Origin of the sequence: Nonomuraea sp. NPDC048881, assembly GCF_040649795.1 — a bacterium.
GTDB lineage: Bacteria > Actinomycetota > Actinomycetes > Streptosporangiales > Streptosporangiaceae > Nonomuraea.
Window position 1 is genome coordinate 97,939 of record NZ_JBEZGC010000024.1, and the last position, 15,177, is coordinate 113,115.

Here is a 15,177-nt window from a genome sequence, read left to right on the forward strand (position 1 = left end):
GCGCACGGTCAGCGGACGGTGCGCCCGCGGTCAGCGCCGGGCGCGAGCGTGTCGCTCATGACACTCACCGAGACTCCCAAGCCCACGACGTCCGGGCCGCGCTGGTGGCGGCGTCCGTGGGTGGCTCCGCTCGTGGTGGTGGCGATCGCGTTCGTCGCCTTCTCGCTGCCGCCCTACCTGTCGCTGGACCCGAGCCGGTCGCGGGTGCCCGCGCCCGACTTCTTCCCGCCGCACTTCGCGGTGCTCTCCCTGCACGTGATCTTCGGCTCGATCGCGATGATCTCGTGCTGCCTGCAGGTCTGGCCGTGGTTCCGCGCCCGCCACCCGCGGGCCCACCGCGTGATCGGCCGGGTGTACGTCTTCGGCGGCTGCCTGCCCGGCGGCCTGCTGGGACTGGTGGTCAGCCTGGCCACGCCCTTCGGCCCGGTGACCAGGGCCAGCGGGGTGGTGCTGGCGCTGCTCTGGCTGGGCTGCACCCTGGCCGGCTGGCGGATGGCCAGGCAGCGCAGGTTCGTCGATCACCGCAGGTGGATGATCCGCAGCTTCGCCCTGACGATGTCGATCATCACCAACCGGCTGTGGGGCGCGGTGTTCGTCATCACGCTGTCACCGCAGCTCGACACCACCTTCCACGGCGACCAGGCGCTGCTGGCCGCCACGGTCGGCGCGCTGAGCGCCTGGCTGGGCTGGGTGCTGCCGCTGCTGTTCGCCGAGTGGTGGCTGGAGCGCGGCGACGCCGCCAAGCGCCGCCGCCGCGCCCGCGCCACCGTCCTGACTCCCGGCGAAACCCCAGCCACCACCTGACCCAGGTGAGCCCCAGCCGCACCGAGCCACTACCAGCCTCACAGCGAGACACAGCCGCACCCGAGCCGGCCCTGCCTCAGAGCGAGAGGATCTTCCGCAGGAAGCGGCCGGTGTGGCTCTCGTTGACCAGCGCCACCTCTTCGGGCGTGCCCGCGGCCACGAGCGTGCCGCCGCGGGACCCGCCTTCGGGGCCCATGTCGATGATCCAGTCGGCGGTCTTGATGACGTCGAGGTTGTGCTCGATGACGATCACCGTGTTCCCGCCGTCGACCAGCCGCCCGAGCACGCCGAGCAGCCGGCGGATGTCCTCGAAGTGCAGGCCGGTGGTGGGTTCGTCGAGCACGTAGATCGTCCGGCCGGTCTGGCGCCGCTGCAGCTCGGAGGCGAGCTTGACGCGCTGCGCCTCGCCGCCGGACAACGTGGTCGCCGGCTGTCCGAGCCGCACGTAGCCCAGGCCGACGTCGTTGAGCGTCTGCAGGTGCCGCTTGATCGCCGGGATCGCGTCGAAGAAGGCCAGCGCCTCCTCGATCGGCATGTCGAGCACCTCGGCGATCGTCTTGCCCTTGTAGTGGACCTCCAGCGTCTCCCGGTTGTACCGGGCGCCGTGGCAGACCTCACAGGGGACGTAGACGTCCGGCAGGAAGTTCATCTCGATCTTGATCGTGCCGTCGCCCGCGCACGCCTCGCAGCGCCCGCCCTTGACGTTGAAGCTGAACCGCCCGGGCTGGTAGCCGCGCACCTTGGCCTCGGCCGTCTGGGCGAAGAGCTTGCGCACGTGGTCGAAGACCCCGGTGTACGTGGCCGGGTTGGAGCGCGGCGTACGGCCGATCGGCGACTGGTCGACGTGCACGACCTTGTCCACCTGGTCCATGCCGTTGATGCGGGAGTGCCGCCCCGGCACCGTGCGGGCGCCGTTGAGCTCCTTGGCCAGCGCGTTGTAGAGGATGTCGTTGACCAGCGTCGACTTGCCCGACCCGGACACGCCGGTCACCGCCGTGAACACGCCCAGGGGGAACTCGATGTCGACGCCCTTGAGGTTGTGCTCGCGCGCGCCCTTGACCGTGATCTGCCGCTTCTTGTCGCGCTTGCGGCGCTTGGCCGGGATCGGGATGCTCCGGCGCCCCGACAGGTACTGGCCGGTCATGGACTCCTCGCTGGCGAGGAGCTCCTGGACGGTGCCGGACACCACGACCTGGCCGCCGTGCTCGCCGGCGCCGGGACCGATGTCGACCACCCAGTCGGCGGCGGCGATGGTGTCCTCGTCGTGCTCGACGACGATCAGCGTGTTGCCCATGTCGCGCAGCCTGATCAGCGTGTCGAGCAGGCGCATGTTGTCACGCTGGTGCAGGCCGATGGACGGCTCGTCCAGCACGTAGAGGACGCCGACCAGCCCGGAGCCGATCTGCGTGGCCAGCCGGATGCGCTGGGCCTCGCCACCGGCGAGGGTGGCGGCGGCGCGGTCCATGGTCAGGTAGTCGAGGCCGACGTCGAGCAGGAAGCCCATACGGGCGTTGATCTCCTTGACCACCCGCTCGGCGATGTGCCTGTCACGGTCGGACAGCTTGAGCTCGGCCAGGAACTTGGCGCACTCGCCGATCGACATGGCCGCGACCTCGGCGATCGACCGGTCGTCGACCGTGACGGCGAGGGTGACCGGCTTGAGCCGGGCGCCCTTGCAGGCCGGGCACGGGATCTCGCGCATGTAGCCCTCGAAGCGCTCGCGCGTGGCGTCGCTCTCGGCCTCGGCGTGCCGGCGCTGCACCCAGGGGATGACGCCGTCGAAGGTGGTGTAGTAGGAGCGCTGGCGGCCGTAGCGGTTGCTGTAGCGGACGTGCACCTGCTCGTCGTGGCCGTACAGCAGCGACTTCTGGGCCTTCTTGGGCAGCCGCTCCCACGGCGTGTCGAGGGTGAACCCGACCGTGTGGCCGAGCGCCTCGATCAGCCGGACGAAGTATTCGCTGGTGTGGCCACCCGACCACGGGTGCAGCGCGCCGTCGCCGAGCGTGCGCTCGGGGTCGGGCACCACCAGGTCGGGGTCGACCTCCATCTTGGTGCCGAGGCCGGTGCACTCGGGGCAGGCGCCGAAGGGCGAGTTGAAGGAGAACGAGCGCGGCTCCAGCTCCTCGAACGACAGGTCGTCGTAGGGGCAGTAGAGGTGCTCGGAGTAGAAGCGCTCACGGCCCGGGTCGTCTTCCGGCAGGTCGACGAACTCCAGCGTGATCGTGCCGCCGGACAGCTGCAGCGCGGTCTCGACGGAGTCGGTGAGCCGGCGGCGCGAGGACTCCTTGACCGACAGGCGGTCGACGATGACCTCGATGTCGTGCTTCTCGTACTTCTTCAGCGTCGGCGGCTCTTCCAGCCGCACGACCGTGCCGTCGACCCTGGCCCGCGCGAAGCCCTTGGTCTGCAGCTCGCGGAACAGCTCGGCGTATTCGCCCTTGCGGCCGCGGATGACGGGGGCGAGCACCTGGAAACGGGTGCCCTCCTCCAGGTCCATCACGCGGTCGACGATCTGCTGCGGCATCTGCCGGGCGATCGGACGGCCGCAGGCAGGGCAGTGGGGCTTGCCGATGCGCGCCCACAGCAGGCGCAGGTAGTCGTAGACTTCGGTGATGGTGCCGACGGTGGAGCGGGGGTTCTTGCTGGTGGCCTTCTGGTCGATGGACACCGCGGGCGACAGGCCCTCGATGAAGTCGACGTCGGGTTTGTCCATCTGGCCGAGGAACTGGCGGGCGTAGGCCGACAAGGACTCGACGTAGCGCCGCTGGCCCTCAGCGAAGATCGTGTCGAAGGCCAGGCTCGACTTGCCGGAGCCGGAGAGGCCGGTGAAGACGATCAGCGAGTCTCGCGGCAGGTCAAGCGAGACGTCCTTGAGGTTGTGTTCTCGTGCACCACGCACGATCAGGCGGTCTGCCACGGCGATCCCGGAGGTCGAAAGGCGGATAGGTCCACGGGGGATGGTAGACGGGGGCACCGACATTTTCGGCGAGCCGATCCCCGGCCCCCGAAAATCCGTCCTTCACAGGTTACGGCCATCTCCCGCGTCGGCAGGAGCCCTTTGGGAGTCAACCACTTGACCTGCCGCTTTATGCCCGCACCCGACCTTGGACACCTAAGTGATGAAATATCCGGACATGACTGTTCTACCCGCGGTACAGGCCGAACTCGCCTCCGCGACCGACCGACTGCTGGCCACGGCCGCGTCCCTGTCGGACGCCGACGTCGCGGCCCCGTCCCTGCTGCCCGGCTGGACCAGAGGGCACGTGCTCGCCCACCTGGCCGGCAACGCCCGCTCCCACCTCCGCCTGCTCACCTGGGCCAGGACGGGCGTCGAGACCCCGCAGTACACCTCCCTGGAGGCCAGGACCGCCGAGATCGAGGCCGCCGCCGCCCGTCCGGCCGCGCGCCACCTGGCCGACCTGGCCGGCAGCGCCGCGCGTCTGGCCGCCGCGATCCGCGATCTGCCCGCCGAGGCGTGGCCGGCGTCCGTACGGGGCATGCGGCCGCCGCCGCATCCCGCCTGGTACGTCCTGGTACGCCGGTTGCGCGAGGTGGGCATGCACCACGTGGACCTCGGCGCCGGGTACGGCCCCCACGACTGGCCGGAGACGTTCGTCCGCCGCGAACTGCACGACCTCCGCCGATCCTGGCCATACGGCCGCAGCACGGTGAGCGAGGTCGTCCTGACCGGCGAGCCGGGGCAAAGGTGGCAGAACCTCGGCCACGGGCCGGCGGTCCAGGGCCGACCGGCCGACATGCTGGCCTGGTTGACGGGAAGGTCGGAGGGCGAGGGCGTTACCCTGGTGCCCGCGGGACAGCCGTCGCCGCCTGGTGACGGTGGCGCGCTCCTTCCCGAGCCGCCGCCGTGGCTGACGATGCCGGCCCCCGCTGATCTGCCCGCGACGCCCCCGAAGGACTACCCATGACCTACACCGGCGACGTCCGGGTCGGCGGCCCCGCCGACGTGCGCGAGCTGCCCGCCCTGACCATCTCCAAGCTGGCGGTCGGCCCCCACGACAACAACGCCTACCTGCTGCGTTCCACCGAGACCGGCGACGAGCTGCTGATCGACGCCGCGGCCGACGCCGACCGGCTGCTGGCGCTCGTCGGCGACCAGCCGCTCGGCGCGATCGTCACCACCCACCAGCACGGCGACCACTGGCAGGCCCTCGAACAGGTGGCCAGGGTCACCGGCGCCGAGGTGATCGCCCATCCGCTCGACGCGCCCGCCCTGCCCGTCCCGGTCGGCCGCACGGTCGACCACGGCGACACGATCGCCCTCGGCCCGGTCAGCCTGGAGGTCATCCACCTGCGCGGCCACACCCCGGGCTCGATCGCGCTGCTCTACGACGGCGGCCCCGACGGCCGTCACCTGTTCACCGGCGACTCCCTGTTCCCCGGCGGGGTGGGCAACACCGGCAGGGACCCGGAGCGTTTCGAGCGGCTCTACACCGACGTGACCGAGCGCATCTTCGACCGTCTGCCCGACGACACCTGGGTCTACCCCGGTCACGGCAAGGACACGACGCTCGGCGCCGAACGTCCCTCGTTGCCCGAATGGAAGGCCAGAGGCTGGTAGCTCACCCGCCCGCGGCCAGCACGCGCACGATGCGCCCGGCCGCCAGGGCGGGATCGTCGGCCAGGCCCACGAGCTCGCCCCACGACCAGCGGTAGAACCACCCTTCGGGCAGCGGCACGCAGTCGATCGTCTCGGCCAGCAGCGCGGTGTCGGGATCGCTGATCCGCAGCGCGGGCGGGTTGGCCCGCAGGGTGGCGGTCAGCCCGCGCTGCTCCAGCTCGGTGGCCAGCTTGCCGAGGTAGTACGTACGTGTGTGCTCGCGCGGCATGGCCGACATGAATCCATCAAAGCCGAAGATGGATGAAAAATCCCCTAGTTGCCGATTCGCTCGGCTTCCTTGCGCAGCTCCCGCTTGTAGAACAACATGCGCAGCGGGATGGCCGCGACGAGCGCGATCTGCATGGTCGCGCCGATCTTGATCGGCAGGTCGCCGCCTTCCGGCCAGGCCACCCAGAACGTGAGGAAGGCCACGTTCACCATGATCCACCCGAGGACGACCGCCGCGAGCTGTCCCTTCGGCTTGGGGTACTCGATCCGGCTGACCATCAGCCAGGCCACGCCGAGCACCGCGAACAGCGCCCAGATGCTGGGCTGGAACAGCAGCACGATGGAGATCACGGTCATGGCGCCCATGGGGATGGGCAGGCCCATGAAGTCGCCGCTCTTGGTCTTGACGCACGCGAAGCGCGCCAGGCGTACGACACCGGCGACCAGCACGGCCGCCGCGGCGGTGACCACCGCGATGAACGGCACCGAAGGCGGCGCGCCGACACCCCAGATCACGACCATGAACGCGGGCGCGAACCCGAAGCTGATCACGTCGGCCAGGTTGTCCAGCTCGGCGCCCATCGCCGAGGCGCGGAAGCGCCGCGCGACGAGCCCGTCGAACAGGTCGCAGGTCGCCCCGATGAGCAGCAGGACGATGGCGGTGGCGAAGTAGCTCGGCGTGGGCGTGAACTTGCCGTCGGCGACCGTGAGCTGCTGAATCGCCGAGTAGGCCAGGACGCAGACGGCGAGGAACCCGCAGACCGCGTTGCCCAGCGAGAGCGAGTCCGCGGCGGACAGGCGGAACGCCTTGCCCACGGGACCGCGGGGCTCTTCCTCACCCGCCTGCCAGCTGCCGGCGTCAGCCGTGGTCAATTCTGGTCACCCCCGCAACCGTCTTCTCCCCCACGGTGACCGCGGGCGAGATGCCTTCGGGAAGGTAGATGTCGACCCGCGAGCCGAACCGGATGAGCCCGATGCGCTCGGTCTGCGCCACCTTCGCCCCGGCGCTCAGGTACGGCACGATCCGGCGCGCCACGGCGCCCGCGATCTGCACCATCTCGATGTCGCCCAGCGCGGTCTCGAAATGCCACACCACGCGCTCGTTCTGGTCACTGTCCTTGTTGAACGCCGGCAGGAACCCACCTGCGACATGCTGCACGGAGGTGACATTTCCCGCAAGAGGGGCACGATTGACGTGCACGTTCAGGGGGCTCATGAAGATCGCGACGCGGGTGCGGCCGTCCGGCCAGGGGTCGATGCTCTGCACCACGCCGTCGGCGGGCGACAGGACGCGCCCCTCGCCAGGAGTGCGCTCGGGGTCGCGGAAGAACCAGAGCATGCCGCCCGTGAGCGCACCCAGCGGGGCCGCAGCCAGGGCCCAGCGCCGGTCTCGGCGCGTCAGCAGCGCGGTGGCGGCCGCCGCGGCCGCCGTCGGGAGGAGCCACGGGGAGACCCCGCGCGCGAGCCGGACGCGGCTCGACTTAGCAGAATCGTCTGACACGTACAACCTTTGGTGGTGACTGGACTAGGCGCTTTGCCATGCTGTTACGGAACTCGCAACTATTACACGGCGCAACTTCACAAGCAAAGCGCCTCGATAGCCGTTCCGCTAGACCTGCTCCGGGTGCGTGTGCTCGCCTTCGCCGCTCGTCATGCGGGCTTTGATCAGGCTCGCAACCGTGGTGATCGCCATGGTGGAGCCGATGACCGTGAGCGACACCCAGATGGGAATTTCGGGTGCCCAGGAGACGCCGCTGGCATGCAACGCCTCCATTATCAGCTTAACCCCGATGAACCCGAGGATGAACGCCAAACCATAGCTGATGTAGACGAGTCGCTGCAGCAACCCGCCCAGCAGGAAGTAAAGCTGACGCAGCCCCATCAGGGCAAACGCGTTGGCCGTGAAGACGACGTAGGGGTCCTTGGTGAGCCCGAAGATGGCCGGAATCGAGTCGAGGGCGAACAGCAGGTCGGTGGTGCCGATGGCGACCATCACGATGAGCATGGGGGTCACCATGCGGCGGCCGTCGATCTTGACGCTGACCTTCGAGCCGACGTACCCCTCGGTGGTCGGGAACGCCCGGCGCACCCACCTGAGCAGGATGTTCTCGTTGAACTCGTCTTCCTCGCCCTTGAGATGCTGCCGGATCAGGTTGACGGCGGTGTAGACGAGGAAGGCGCCGAAGACGTAGAAGAGCCAGCTGAACCGCTCAAGCGCGGCGGCGCCGAGCGCGATGAAGATGCCGCGCATGACCAGCGCGAGCACGATGCCGACGAGCAGCACCTTGTGCTGGTAGGGCCGCGGCACCGCGAACCTGCTCATGATGATGAAGAAGATGAACAGGTTGTCGACGCTCAAGCTGTATTCAGTGATGTAACCGGCGAAGAACTCCCCCGCCTTGTCGGCCCCGAAGGTGGCCCACAACCCCACACCGAACAACGCGGCCAGGGCGACATAGAAGGTGACCCAATATCCGGCCTGCCGCATGGAGAACTCACGGGCTTCACCGCGGTCGACGATCCAAAGGTCAAAGGCGAGGACGACCAGCAGACCGCCGATGACGGCGATCCAGGCCCACACGGGTACGGTCACGATTCAAACCCTCCGGCATGCATGACTCATTGCCGGAGGTCTCTCCCGCCCGCGAACAACGCGGACCGGCAGCCCCGGGGGCCCCGTGGAGCGGGACTGCACCGTGATGACGAGGCTGTCGCGAAGGGATACTCCCCTCCCTAACCCACGCAGTATACGCCGACACTCTGATCTCATCATCCATTCGATCTTGCCCCCTCGTACACCCCGAGGACGCACTCCACGGCATCGTCACCGTCCGGCAACTCCCCTCCGCGCCGGGCGGCCGCCTCGGCCAGCGTCCGCGCGGCCCCCGGCTCGCCCAGGACCTCGCGCAACGCGCTGCGCAGCCCTTCGGCGTCCCCGTACGGCACCAGCATCCCCGCGTCGCCGACCAGCCACGGGATCCCGCCGACGTCCGAGGCCACCACCGGCTTGCCCGCCATCAGTGCCTCGCTGAGGCTGAGCGGCAACCCTTCCCAGCGGCTGCAGTTGACCACGACGGACGCGGCCGCCAGCAGGTCGGGGACGTCGTCCCGGTCTCCGAGAAGCAGGACGGGAAGGTTCCGGGACCGGATCCGGTCCTCCAGTTCCGCCCGCAACGGCCCCTCACCCGCGACGGCGAACAGGGGGGCCGGCGACTCCCACGGCCCGGCCGCCACGTCCAGCAGGGTGTCGAGCCCCTTCTGCTGGGCGAGCCGGGCGATCGTCAGCACCAGGGGACGATCACCCGCCCCCAGTTCCTCCCGCACTTCCTCCGGCCTGCGCCGGGCGGGCCGGAGCGGAGGCGCGGGCACCACCGCCTCCGCCACCTCCCGAGCTCCCAGGACGCTCATCCGCTCCGCCAGATCCGGCGAGACCACCAGCACCTGGTCGGCCCGCCGCGCCACGATCCGCTCCAGCACCCCGTAGACGAACCCCACGAAACCGCCGGCGGTAAGCGCATTGTGCAAGGTGACCACCACCCCCGGCCCCTCCCGACCATCGCCCCTTCGCTTCCCCGGAGCTCTGAACGCCCTCAGTGCCAGGCTCGCCAACGCCCCCGCTCGCAGGCCATGGGCGTGCACGACGTCGGCGTCGCGCGTCAGCCGCCGGATCGCGAGCACCGCGCGCAGGTCGTTCAGCGGATGCGGCCGGTCGGACACGGGCACCTCGGCGAACGCGGCTCCCGCCGCCCGGAAGGAGAACGCCTCCTCGACACTCCCCGGCCCCACCACCGCCGCCTGGTGGCCGCGCTGCACCAGCCCTTCGACGAGCATCCGCACATGCCGCCCGGTCCCACCCGACGTGGTCCCCATCACAAAAGCCACCCGCACGACCCCTCCTAGGCCCTCACCGGAACCGCAGCCACACCTCAAAGCTGAAACCGTAGCCCGAATCACGCCGCAGCTTCCCGATCTCACCCACCCAACCCGCCGACGCCCAGTACCGGCCCCCCACAGGCACCTGAGCCTCAAGGCCCCCCACCACCACGCCTCGGTCCGCCATGACCACCAACCAACCGCGCGGGACCCTGGGCCCCAAGCCGGGATCCACGGTTCCCAGGCCCATGGCACGTTCTTGATGCCGGGCAGCTCGACCACTGAGCCTCACCGGCCAAGCACCCCGAATGTGGGCACCTTCACAGCCCAGCCAGCCCCGTGGGTGCCCGGCCCGCAAGAGGTCAAGCACCACCGGAACCAAGGTGCCCGATGCCCTGCCACCCCTTCCAAGGCCAGCAACCTTCCAGAGGCCACGCCCCCAGATGGCTCCTGGCCCTGCATGGCCGCACCTAACACAGGTCAGCCCCTCGAAGGCAAGCCTTCGAGGAAGCTCTGCCTCACACAGAAGACCTCGCACCGCGGAACCAGCACCAACTGCAGGCCACACGCTGCAGAAGTGCAGTAACTACAGAAAACCAGGAGCCACGCCACCACGAACCGCGCGCCACCAGGCGTGCCAGCCCCAGAAGCCCCGCCTGACCAGCCGCCCGCCCCAAAGCGCGGCCCAGCTGTGCAAGCCCCAGAAGCCGTACGGGACCAGCCACACGGGAGCAGCCGACCGAGCGTCAGAAGCCAAGCGCGACCAGCCGACCGAGCGTCCGAACCCGCCGTACGGACCAGCCGACCGAGCGTCAAAAGCCGCGCGCGACCGGCCGTCCGCCCCCGAAGCCGTCCGCGACCACCAGGAACCGCCGGAACATACCCACCGCACAACAGGCAGAGGATCAGTGGCCGTGGATCAGCCGCCCCGTCGGAGCAGCCCGGCCACCACCCTGGCATCCGGCCGGTCCACCACCGCCACGACGGCAGCCCCCACCACCACGGCCACCACCGCCGCCAGCGCCACCGCACCCACGTTCGGCCAGATGCCCGAGACGCCGAGCCACCTCACCACCCCGGCCCCCGCCAGGTACCCCAGCACACCACCGGCGACCGCCGCCCCCGCGGCCCGGGGCAGCCCCGCCGCGGCACTAGTCCCGCGCGCCCGCACCACGGCCCCGAGCAGCAACACCCCACCCGCGGTCATGCCGACGCTCATCCCCAGCGCCATCCCGCCGATCTTCCACCCGGCGGGCAGCAGCAGCACCAGCACGGTCTGCGCGACGATGACGACCAGCCACCCCGCCACCGTCCCGGTGGCGGCCGCCCGCCCGAGCCCTGCCGCGTAGAGCACCCGGCTCAGATGGGCGATGAGCCCGTAGCCGACGATGCCCGGCGCGAACAGCGCGATCGCCAGGGCGAGCTGAGGCGGCGGCACCTCGCTCCTGCCTCCCAGGAACACCACCGCCCCAGGCCCCGACGCGGCGGCCAGCACCCCGGCCGCCAGCCCTGTGACCAGCACCACGGCCCGCGTGGTGCGCGCCGCCAGCGCCGAGAACGCGACCGCGTCGCCCGCCTGCGCCGACAGCCGGGGGAACGCGCTGGTGGCGATCGGCACGGCCAGCACCGCGTACGGCACCAGGTAGATCGCCCACGCGTAGTTGTAGACGGTGAGAGCCCCGTTGCCGATCGCCTTGTTCGACAGCAGCACGACGACGATCATGGCGGCCTGCTGGGCGAGCAGCGCCGCGATCCCGGCCAGGGCGAGCCTGCGCACCTGCCCGGCCACGCCGTCGGGGAAGCGTAAGGTGGGCCGCCACCGCAACCCCAGCCGCGACACGGGCCCGACCACGGTCAGCACGAGCGAGAGCACGCCCAGGCTGGTGCCCACCGACAACGCCAGCTCGGCCGGCCCTGGCAGATGAGCCGGGTCGACGGTCCCCGAGCTGAGCGGCACGAACAGCAGGTACGCCACGATGACCACGATGCTGGACACCAGCGGCGCGACCGCGGGCCCGGCGAAGCGACTGTGCGACTGCAGCACGCCGTAGAGCACGACGGCCACGCCGTACAGGGGGATCTGGGGGGCGAAGACGACCAGCATCCGGGTGGCGACGGCGACGAGCTGGGTCGTGTCGCACCCGTTGACGGCCTCGCCGAGGAACAGGCCGATGACCGGCCGGGCGAACAGCGCGGTGAGCGCCCCCAGCGGCACCAGGACCACGACGACCCACGTCAGCAGCGCCGAGCTGATGTGCCCGGTGCGCTCGCGCGAGGCGGCGGACCCGGCCAGCACCGGCACCACCATGCCCGCCAGCGCACCTCCGACGACGACCTCGAAGACGATGTTGGGGATCTGGTTGGCCGTCATGTAGGCGGTGGACAGGCAGTTGGTGCCGACGGTCTGGGCGAAGGCGTACTGCTTGGCGAAGCCGGCGATCCGGGCCAGCACGGTGATCGCCCCGATGAGCAGGGCGCCACCCGCCACGCCCCGCGCCGTCACGCTCCGCACCCGGCCTCCCCCGCCCAGTATCCGGTCACGCCGACATCCTGGCAGGTGCCACCGACAATCGCGCGCGGAGGGTCACACGTGGTCGACGGGACGCCGCCCGAGCATGTCGAGCCGGTTGAGCACCGGGTTCGCGGCGATGACCTTGGTGAAGCTGACCTTCTCCGAGGCCGCGGTGAGCGCCGCGACCGTGCCCAGGAGGACGAGCCTGCCGGGCCTGCCGAGCTTGGTGACCGCGGCCAGCCCGAGCAGGGCGCCGAGCGAGTTGGCGCCCGCGTCGCCGAGCATGGCGCGCTCGCCGAGGTCGTCGGGCAGCAGCGCCGCGGCGGCGCCCAGCGGCATGGCGGTCAGGGCCGCGGCGGCGGGCGAGGAGCGCAGCAGCGAGACGGCCAGCAGCGGCCCGCCGGCCAGCAGCCCGACCTTGATCGCCCGGCCGGGACGCAGGTCGAACAGGTTGGCGAGGTTGGCGGCGCCGGCGATGGCCGCACCGTTGACCAGGGTGTCGACGGGCCCGGCGGAGACGAGGGCGGCGGCGCCCAGCCCGGTGGCGCCGATCCCGAGGATCTTGACGGCGCCGCTGGTGACCTCGCCGCGGGCCAGAGCCGTCAGATGGCCCTTGAACCCTTTGGAGGACGTGGTGCCGTAGAGGTCGTCGTAGGCCCCGAGGGCGCCGCTGCCGACACCGGCCAGCACCGCGGCCAGCCGGGTACGCGGCGCCAGGCCGGGCGTGAGCGCGGCCGCGGCGCCGGAGCCCGCCACGAACGCGGGCCCTTCCAGCAGGGTGATGGGCTCGCCGCGATGGTTCTTGCGCGTCCAGCGCCCGCCCAGGTCGGCCGGACGGTTCCGGGTGAAGGCGGAGTAGGCGGCACGGGCGGCGGCGGCACCGATCGCGGCGCCGGCCAGCGCGTAGAGCAGGCCACGGGCCATGTCAGCTCCCTGACTGGGTCGGTGAGGGTGTGGTGGTCGGCAGCGCGGGCTGGGTGGCCGAGGCCCCCTTGCCGATGCCGTACTGGCCGGCCCGCCCGCTCAGTTGCTCCCGGAGAGAGTAGACGACCACGACCCGGCCCGTGGGCATATCGACGGTATCGACGGTGGACACGCGCTTGGCGACGTCGCCGTCGTCGCGCAGGGCACTGACGGCGCCCCCGGTGACGGCCGTGTTGGCGGCGCTGCCGGCCAGCACCGCGCCTTTGCCCGCGGCGTCGAGCCGGTCGGCGACCGAGACGAGCGCGCCCAGCTGGGTCTCGGCCTGCTCCCCCTCGTACGCCTTCTCCGGCGCGAACATCACCGCCAGCATGGCCCGTTTGGCGGGGTCGCCGTCGGTGCTGACCAGCCCGCCCGCCTCGAACCCGCTGATGACGGCGGCGGTCGCGGCATTGGGGGTGCCCGCCTGGGCCTGGTCGGTGGTGAGCAGCGTGGAGGCGAGAAGTGCGCCGGCCTTGTCCCAGACGGTCGCCGTGGACGGGAAGACCATGTCGACCGGTTTGAGCTGGTTGACCAGGCCGTCGAGCACACCGCTGCGGTCGGGGTCGAAGAACTTCTCGGTCAGCGTGACGCGCCCGCTCACCTCGGCGCCCGCCTCCTCCAGCACCTGCTGCTCGGCCTCGCGGAACGTGGTGCTCGACCCCGGCGCCTCGACCAGCAGCACGCGCTGGCCGGTCAGCTCGCCGGCCACCAGCTTCGGAGTGACGCTGGTGACGAAGGCGTCGTTGCCCGCCTCGCGCCCCTGGAGCTGGTCGATCTGCACGCGCAGCTCGTCCTTGGTCTTGGTGAGCTGCGCGGAGATCTCCTGCGCGGACTTGACCGCGGGCTCCTGCAGCAGCGTGGTGCCCAGGACGATCCCGACCGCCAGCGCCAGGAAGATCGCGACGATGGAGACGACGTGGTAGCGAAAATCGATCACGAGAAGAGTCCGACCAGCCAGAAGATGAATGCGTTCCAGACGTCTTGCAGGCCGTTCAGCCAGGTCTGGCCGAGCGGCGACAGGAAGAGCGCCACCCCCATGGTGATCAAGGCGGTGATCACGAGCATCAGGAGCTGGGAGGTGGTGATGCGGCTGCGGTAGAGCCTGCTCACGCCCTTGGCGTCGATGAGCTTGCTGCCGATGATCAGCCGGGTCAGGAAGGTGCTGGCCATTCCGGAGCGGCCCTTGTCGAGGAACTCCTCCAGGGTGCCGTGGGTGCCGACCGCGACGATCAGCTCGGCGCCCTTGTCGTCGGCCAGGAGCATCGCGATGTCCTCGCTGGTGCCGGTGGCCGGGAAGATGACCGCCTCGCGGCCGAGCTGGTGCACCCGCTCCAGGCCGGGGGCCCGGCCGTCGCGGTAGGCGTGCACGACGAGCTCGGCGCCGCAGGTCAGGGCCTTGGTCGAGACGGAGTCGAAGTCGCCCACGATCACGTCGGGGAGGTAACCGGCCTCCAGCAGCGCGTCGGCGCCGCCGTCGACACCGACGAGGACGGGACGGTATTCCCTGATGTAGGGGCGGAGGGTGGCGATGTCTTCCTTGTAGTGATATCCGCGCACCACGATGAGGACATGTCTGCCCTCCATCGGGGTGCGGATCTCAGGCACGCCGACTCCGTCGATGAGAAGCTTGCCTTCACCGCGAACGTACTCCATCGTGTTGACGGCGAAAGCCTCGATCTGCACGGCCAGCCCGGCGCGCGCCTCGGCCATGGCGGCCTCGACGGCCTCGGCCGTCTGCTCGTCGCCCTTGCCCACGACGTCGTCGTCGAGGTAGATGACGCCCTCGTGGACGCGGATGACGTCGCCGTCCTTGACGCGTTCGAACAGCTCGGGGTTGGCGTTGTCGACGAACGGCACGCTCGCGTCGAGCAGGATCTGCGGCCCCAGGTTGGGATAGCGGCCGCTGATGCCGGCGGCGACGTTGACCACAGCCGCCGCGCCGCACGCGACGAGCGCCTCCGCGCTGACCCGGTCAACGTCGACATGGTCGATAATCGCTATTTCCCCGGGCTGGAGGCGTTTGGTCAGCCTCTTGGTTCGCCGGTCGATTCTCGCCACTGCCGTCACACCGGGAAGGTCACCGACCTTCCTGCCACGGAGGCCCGGCATCTTGCTCCCCGGAACCTTCATCATGACCATCCTGCCAGAGGGAAACAGCGCGAAGGCCAAGCACTACGCC

The 15,177-nt window shown here is 70.5% G+C and carries 13 protein-coding genes; 3 read left to right on the plus strand and 10 right to left on the minus strand.

Annotated elements, in window-relative coordinates:
* The first annotated feature begins 57 nt into the window (after positions 1-57).
* On the plus strand, positions 58-804 hold the full coding sequence (locus tag AB0C33_RS45570; protein ID WP_358300209.1) for a DUF2306 domain-containing protein: 747 nt from the start codon (positions 58-60) through the stop codon (positions 802-804).
* A gap of 76 nt (positions 805-880) precedes the next feature.
* Here the strand turns inward: AB0C33_RS45570 and uvrA are convergent, their stop codons facing one another.
* On the minus strand, positions 881-3,721 hold the full coding sequence (uvrA, locus tag AB0C33_RS45575; RefSeq protein ID WP_358300212.1) for an excinuclease ABC subunit UvrA: 2,841 nt from the start codon (positions 3,719-3,721) through the stop codon (positions 881-883).
* A 217-nt stretch (positions 3,722-3,938) separates the two neighbouring features.
* Here uvrA and AB0C33_RS45580 point away from each other — a divergent pair, with 217 nt between their 5' ends.
* Together AB0C33_RS45580 and AB0C33_RS45585 are read left to right on the plus strand one after the other, a co-directional pair.
* Positions 3,939-4,730: a maleylpyruvate isomerase family mycothiol-dependent enzyme gene (locus AB0C33_RS45580; RefSeq protein WP_358300216.1), complete on the plus strand. Its 792-nt coding sequence runs from the start codon at positions 3,939-3,941 to the stop codon at positions 4,728-4,730.
* On the plus strand, positions 4,727-5,383 hold the full coding sequence (locus tag AB0C33_RS45585) for an MBL fold metallo-hydrolase (RefSeq protein WP_352323038.1): 657 nt from the start codon (positions 4,727-4,729) through the stop codon (positions 5,381-5,383). The genes AB0C33_RS45580 and AB0C33_RS45585 overlap by 4 nt, the downstream gene beginning before the upstream one ends.
* Position 5,384: 1 nt before the next feature.
* Here AB0C33_RS45585 and AB0C33_RS45590 read toward each other — a convergent pair whose 3' ends face one another.
* From AB0C33_RS45590 to steA, 9 genes are all read right to left on the minus strand, one after another.
* Positions 5,385-5,660, minus strand: coding sequence for a hypothetical protein (locus tag AB0C33_RS45590; RefSeq protein WP_358300225.1), 276 nt, complete (start codon positions 5,658-5,660; stop codon positions 5,385-5,387).
* Positions 5,661-5,695: 35 nt separating this feature from the next.
* Positions 5,696-6,523, minus strand: a complete 828-nt coding sequence (gene pssA / locus AB0C33_RS45595; protein WP_357983442.1) for a CDP-diacylglycerol--serine O-phosphatidyltransferase — start codon at positions 6,521-6,523, stop codon at positions 5,696-5,698.
* Complete coding sequence (locus tag AB0C33_RS45600; protein ID WP_358300227.1) at positions 6,510-7,151, minus strand: phosphatidylserine decarboxylase; 642 nt, start codon at positions 7,149-7,151, stop codon at positions 6,510-6,512. The genes pssA and AB0C33_RS45600 overlap by 14 nt, the downstream gene beginning before the upstream one ends.
* Before the next feature lie 108 nt (positions 7,152-7,259).
* Positions 7,260-8,243: a TerC family protein gene (locus AB0C33_RS45605; RefSeq protein ID WP_352364449.1), complete on the minus strand. Its 984-nt coding sequence runs from the start codon at positions 8,241-8,243 to the stop codon at positions 7,260-7,262.
* A 176-nt stretch (positions 8,244-8,419) separates the two neighbouring features.
* A complete protein-coding gene (locus AB0C33_RS45610) occupies positions 8,420-9,520 on the minus strand; it encodes a glycosyltransferase (RefSeq protein WP_358300265.1) in 1,101 nt (366 codons plus the stop codon).
* Between the two features lie 922 nt (positions 9,521-10,442).
* Entirely contained in the window at positions 10,443-12,035 is a 1,593-nt protein-coding gene (locus AB0C33_RS45615; protein ID WP_358300232.1) for a lipid II flippase MurJ, read from the minus strand.
* Between the two features lie 72 nt (positions 12,036-12,107).
* Entirely contained in the window at positions 12,108-12,959 is an 852-nt protein-coding gene (locus tag AB0C33_RS45620) for a hypothetical protein (protein ID WP_358300235.1), read from the minus strand.
* 1 nt (position 12,960) lies between these two features.
* The gene (locus tag AB0C33_RS45625; RefSeq protein ID WP_358300238.1) at positions 12,961-13,935 is read right to left on the minus strand and encodes a copper transporter; all 975 of its coding nucleotides are present in this window, start codon (positions 13,933-13,935) and stop codon (positions 12,961-12,963) included.
* Complete coding sequence (gene steA / locus AB0C33_RS45630; RefSeq protein ID WP_358300268.1) at positions 13,932-15,128, minus strand: putative cytokinetic ring protein SteA; 1,197 nt, start codon at positions 15,126-15,128, stop codon at positions 13,932-13,934. The genes AB0C33_RS45625 and steA overlap by 4 nt, the downstream gene beginning before the upstream one ends.
* Positions 15,129-15,177: the final 49 nt, after the last annotated feature.

Bases quoted from the DNA above. Each gene is read 5' to 3' on its own strand.
- AB0C33_RS45585 (WP_352323038.1), top strand. From the start codon at position 4,727: ATGACCTACACCGGCGACGTCCGGGTCGGCGGCCCCGCCGACGTGCGC.
- AB0C33_RS45620 (WP_358300235.1), bottom strand. From the start codon at position 12,959: ATGGCCCGTGGCCTGCTCTACGCGCTGGCCGGCGCCGCGATCGGTGCC.
- AB0C33_RS45590 (WP_358300225.1), bottom strand. From the start codon at position 5,660: ATGTCGGCCATGCCGCGCGAGCACACACGTACGTACTACCTCGGCAAG.
- steA (WP_358300268.1), bottom strand. From the start codon at position 15,128: ATGAAGGTTCCGGGGAGCAAGATGCCGGGCCTCCGTGGCAGGAAGGTC.
- AB0C33_RS45580 (WP_358300216.1), top strand. From the start codon at position 3,939: ATGACTGTTCTACCCGCGGTACAGGCCGAACTCGCCTCCGCGACCGAC.
- AB0C33_RS45610 (WP_358300265.1), bottom strand. From the start codon at position 9,520: ATGGGGACCACGTCGGGTGGGACCGGGCGGCATGTGCGGATGCTCGTC.
- AB0C33_RS45570 (WP_358300209.1), top strand. From the start codon at position 58: ATGACACTCACCGAGACTCCCAAGCCCACGACGTCCGGGCCGCGCTGG.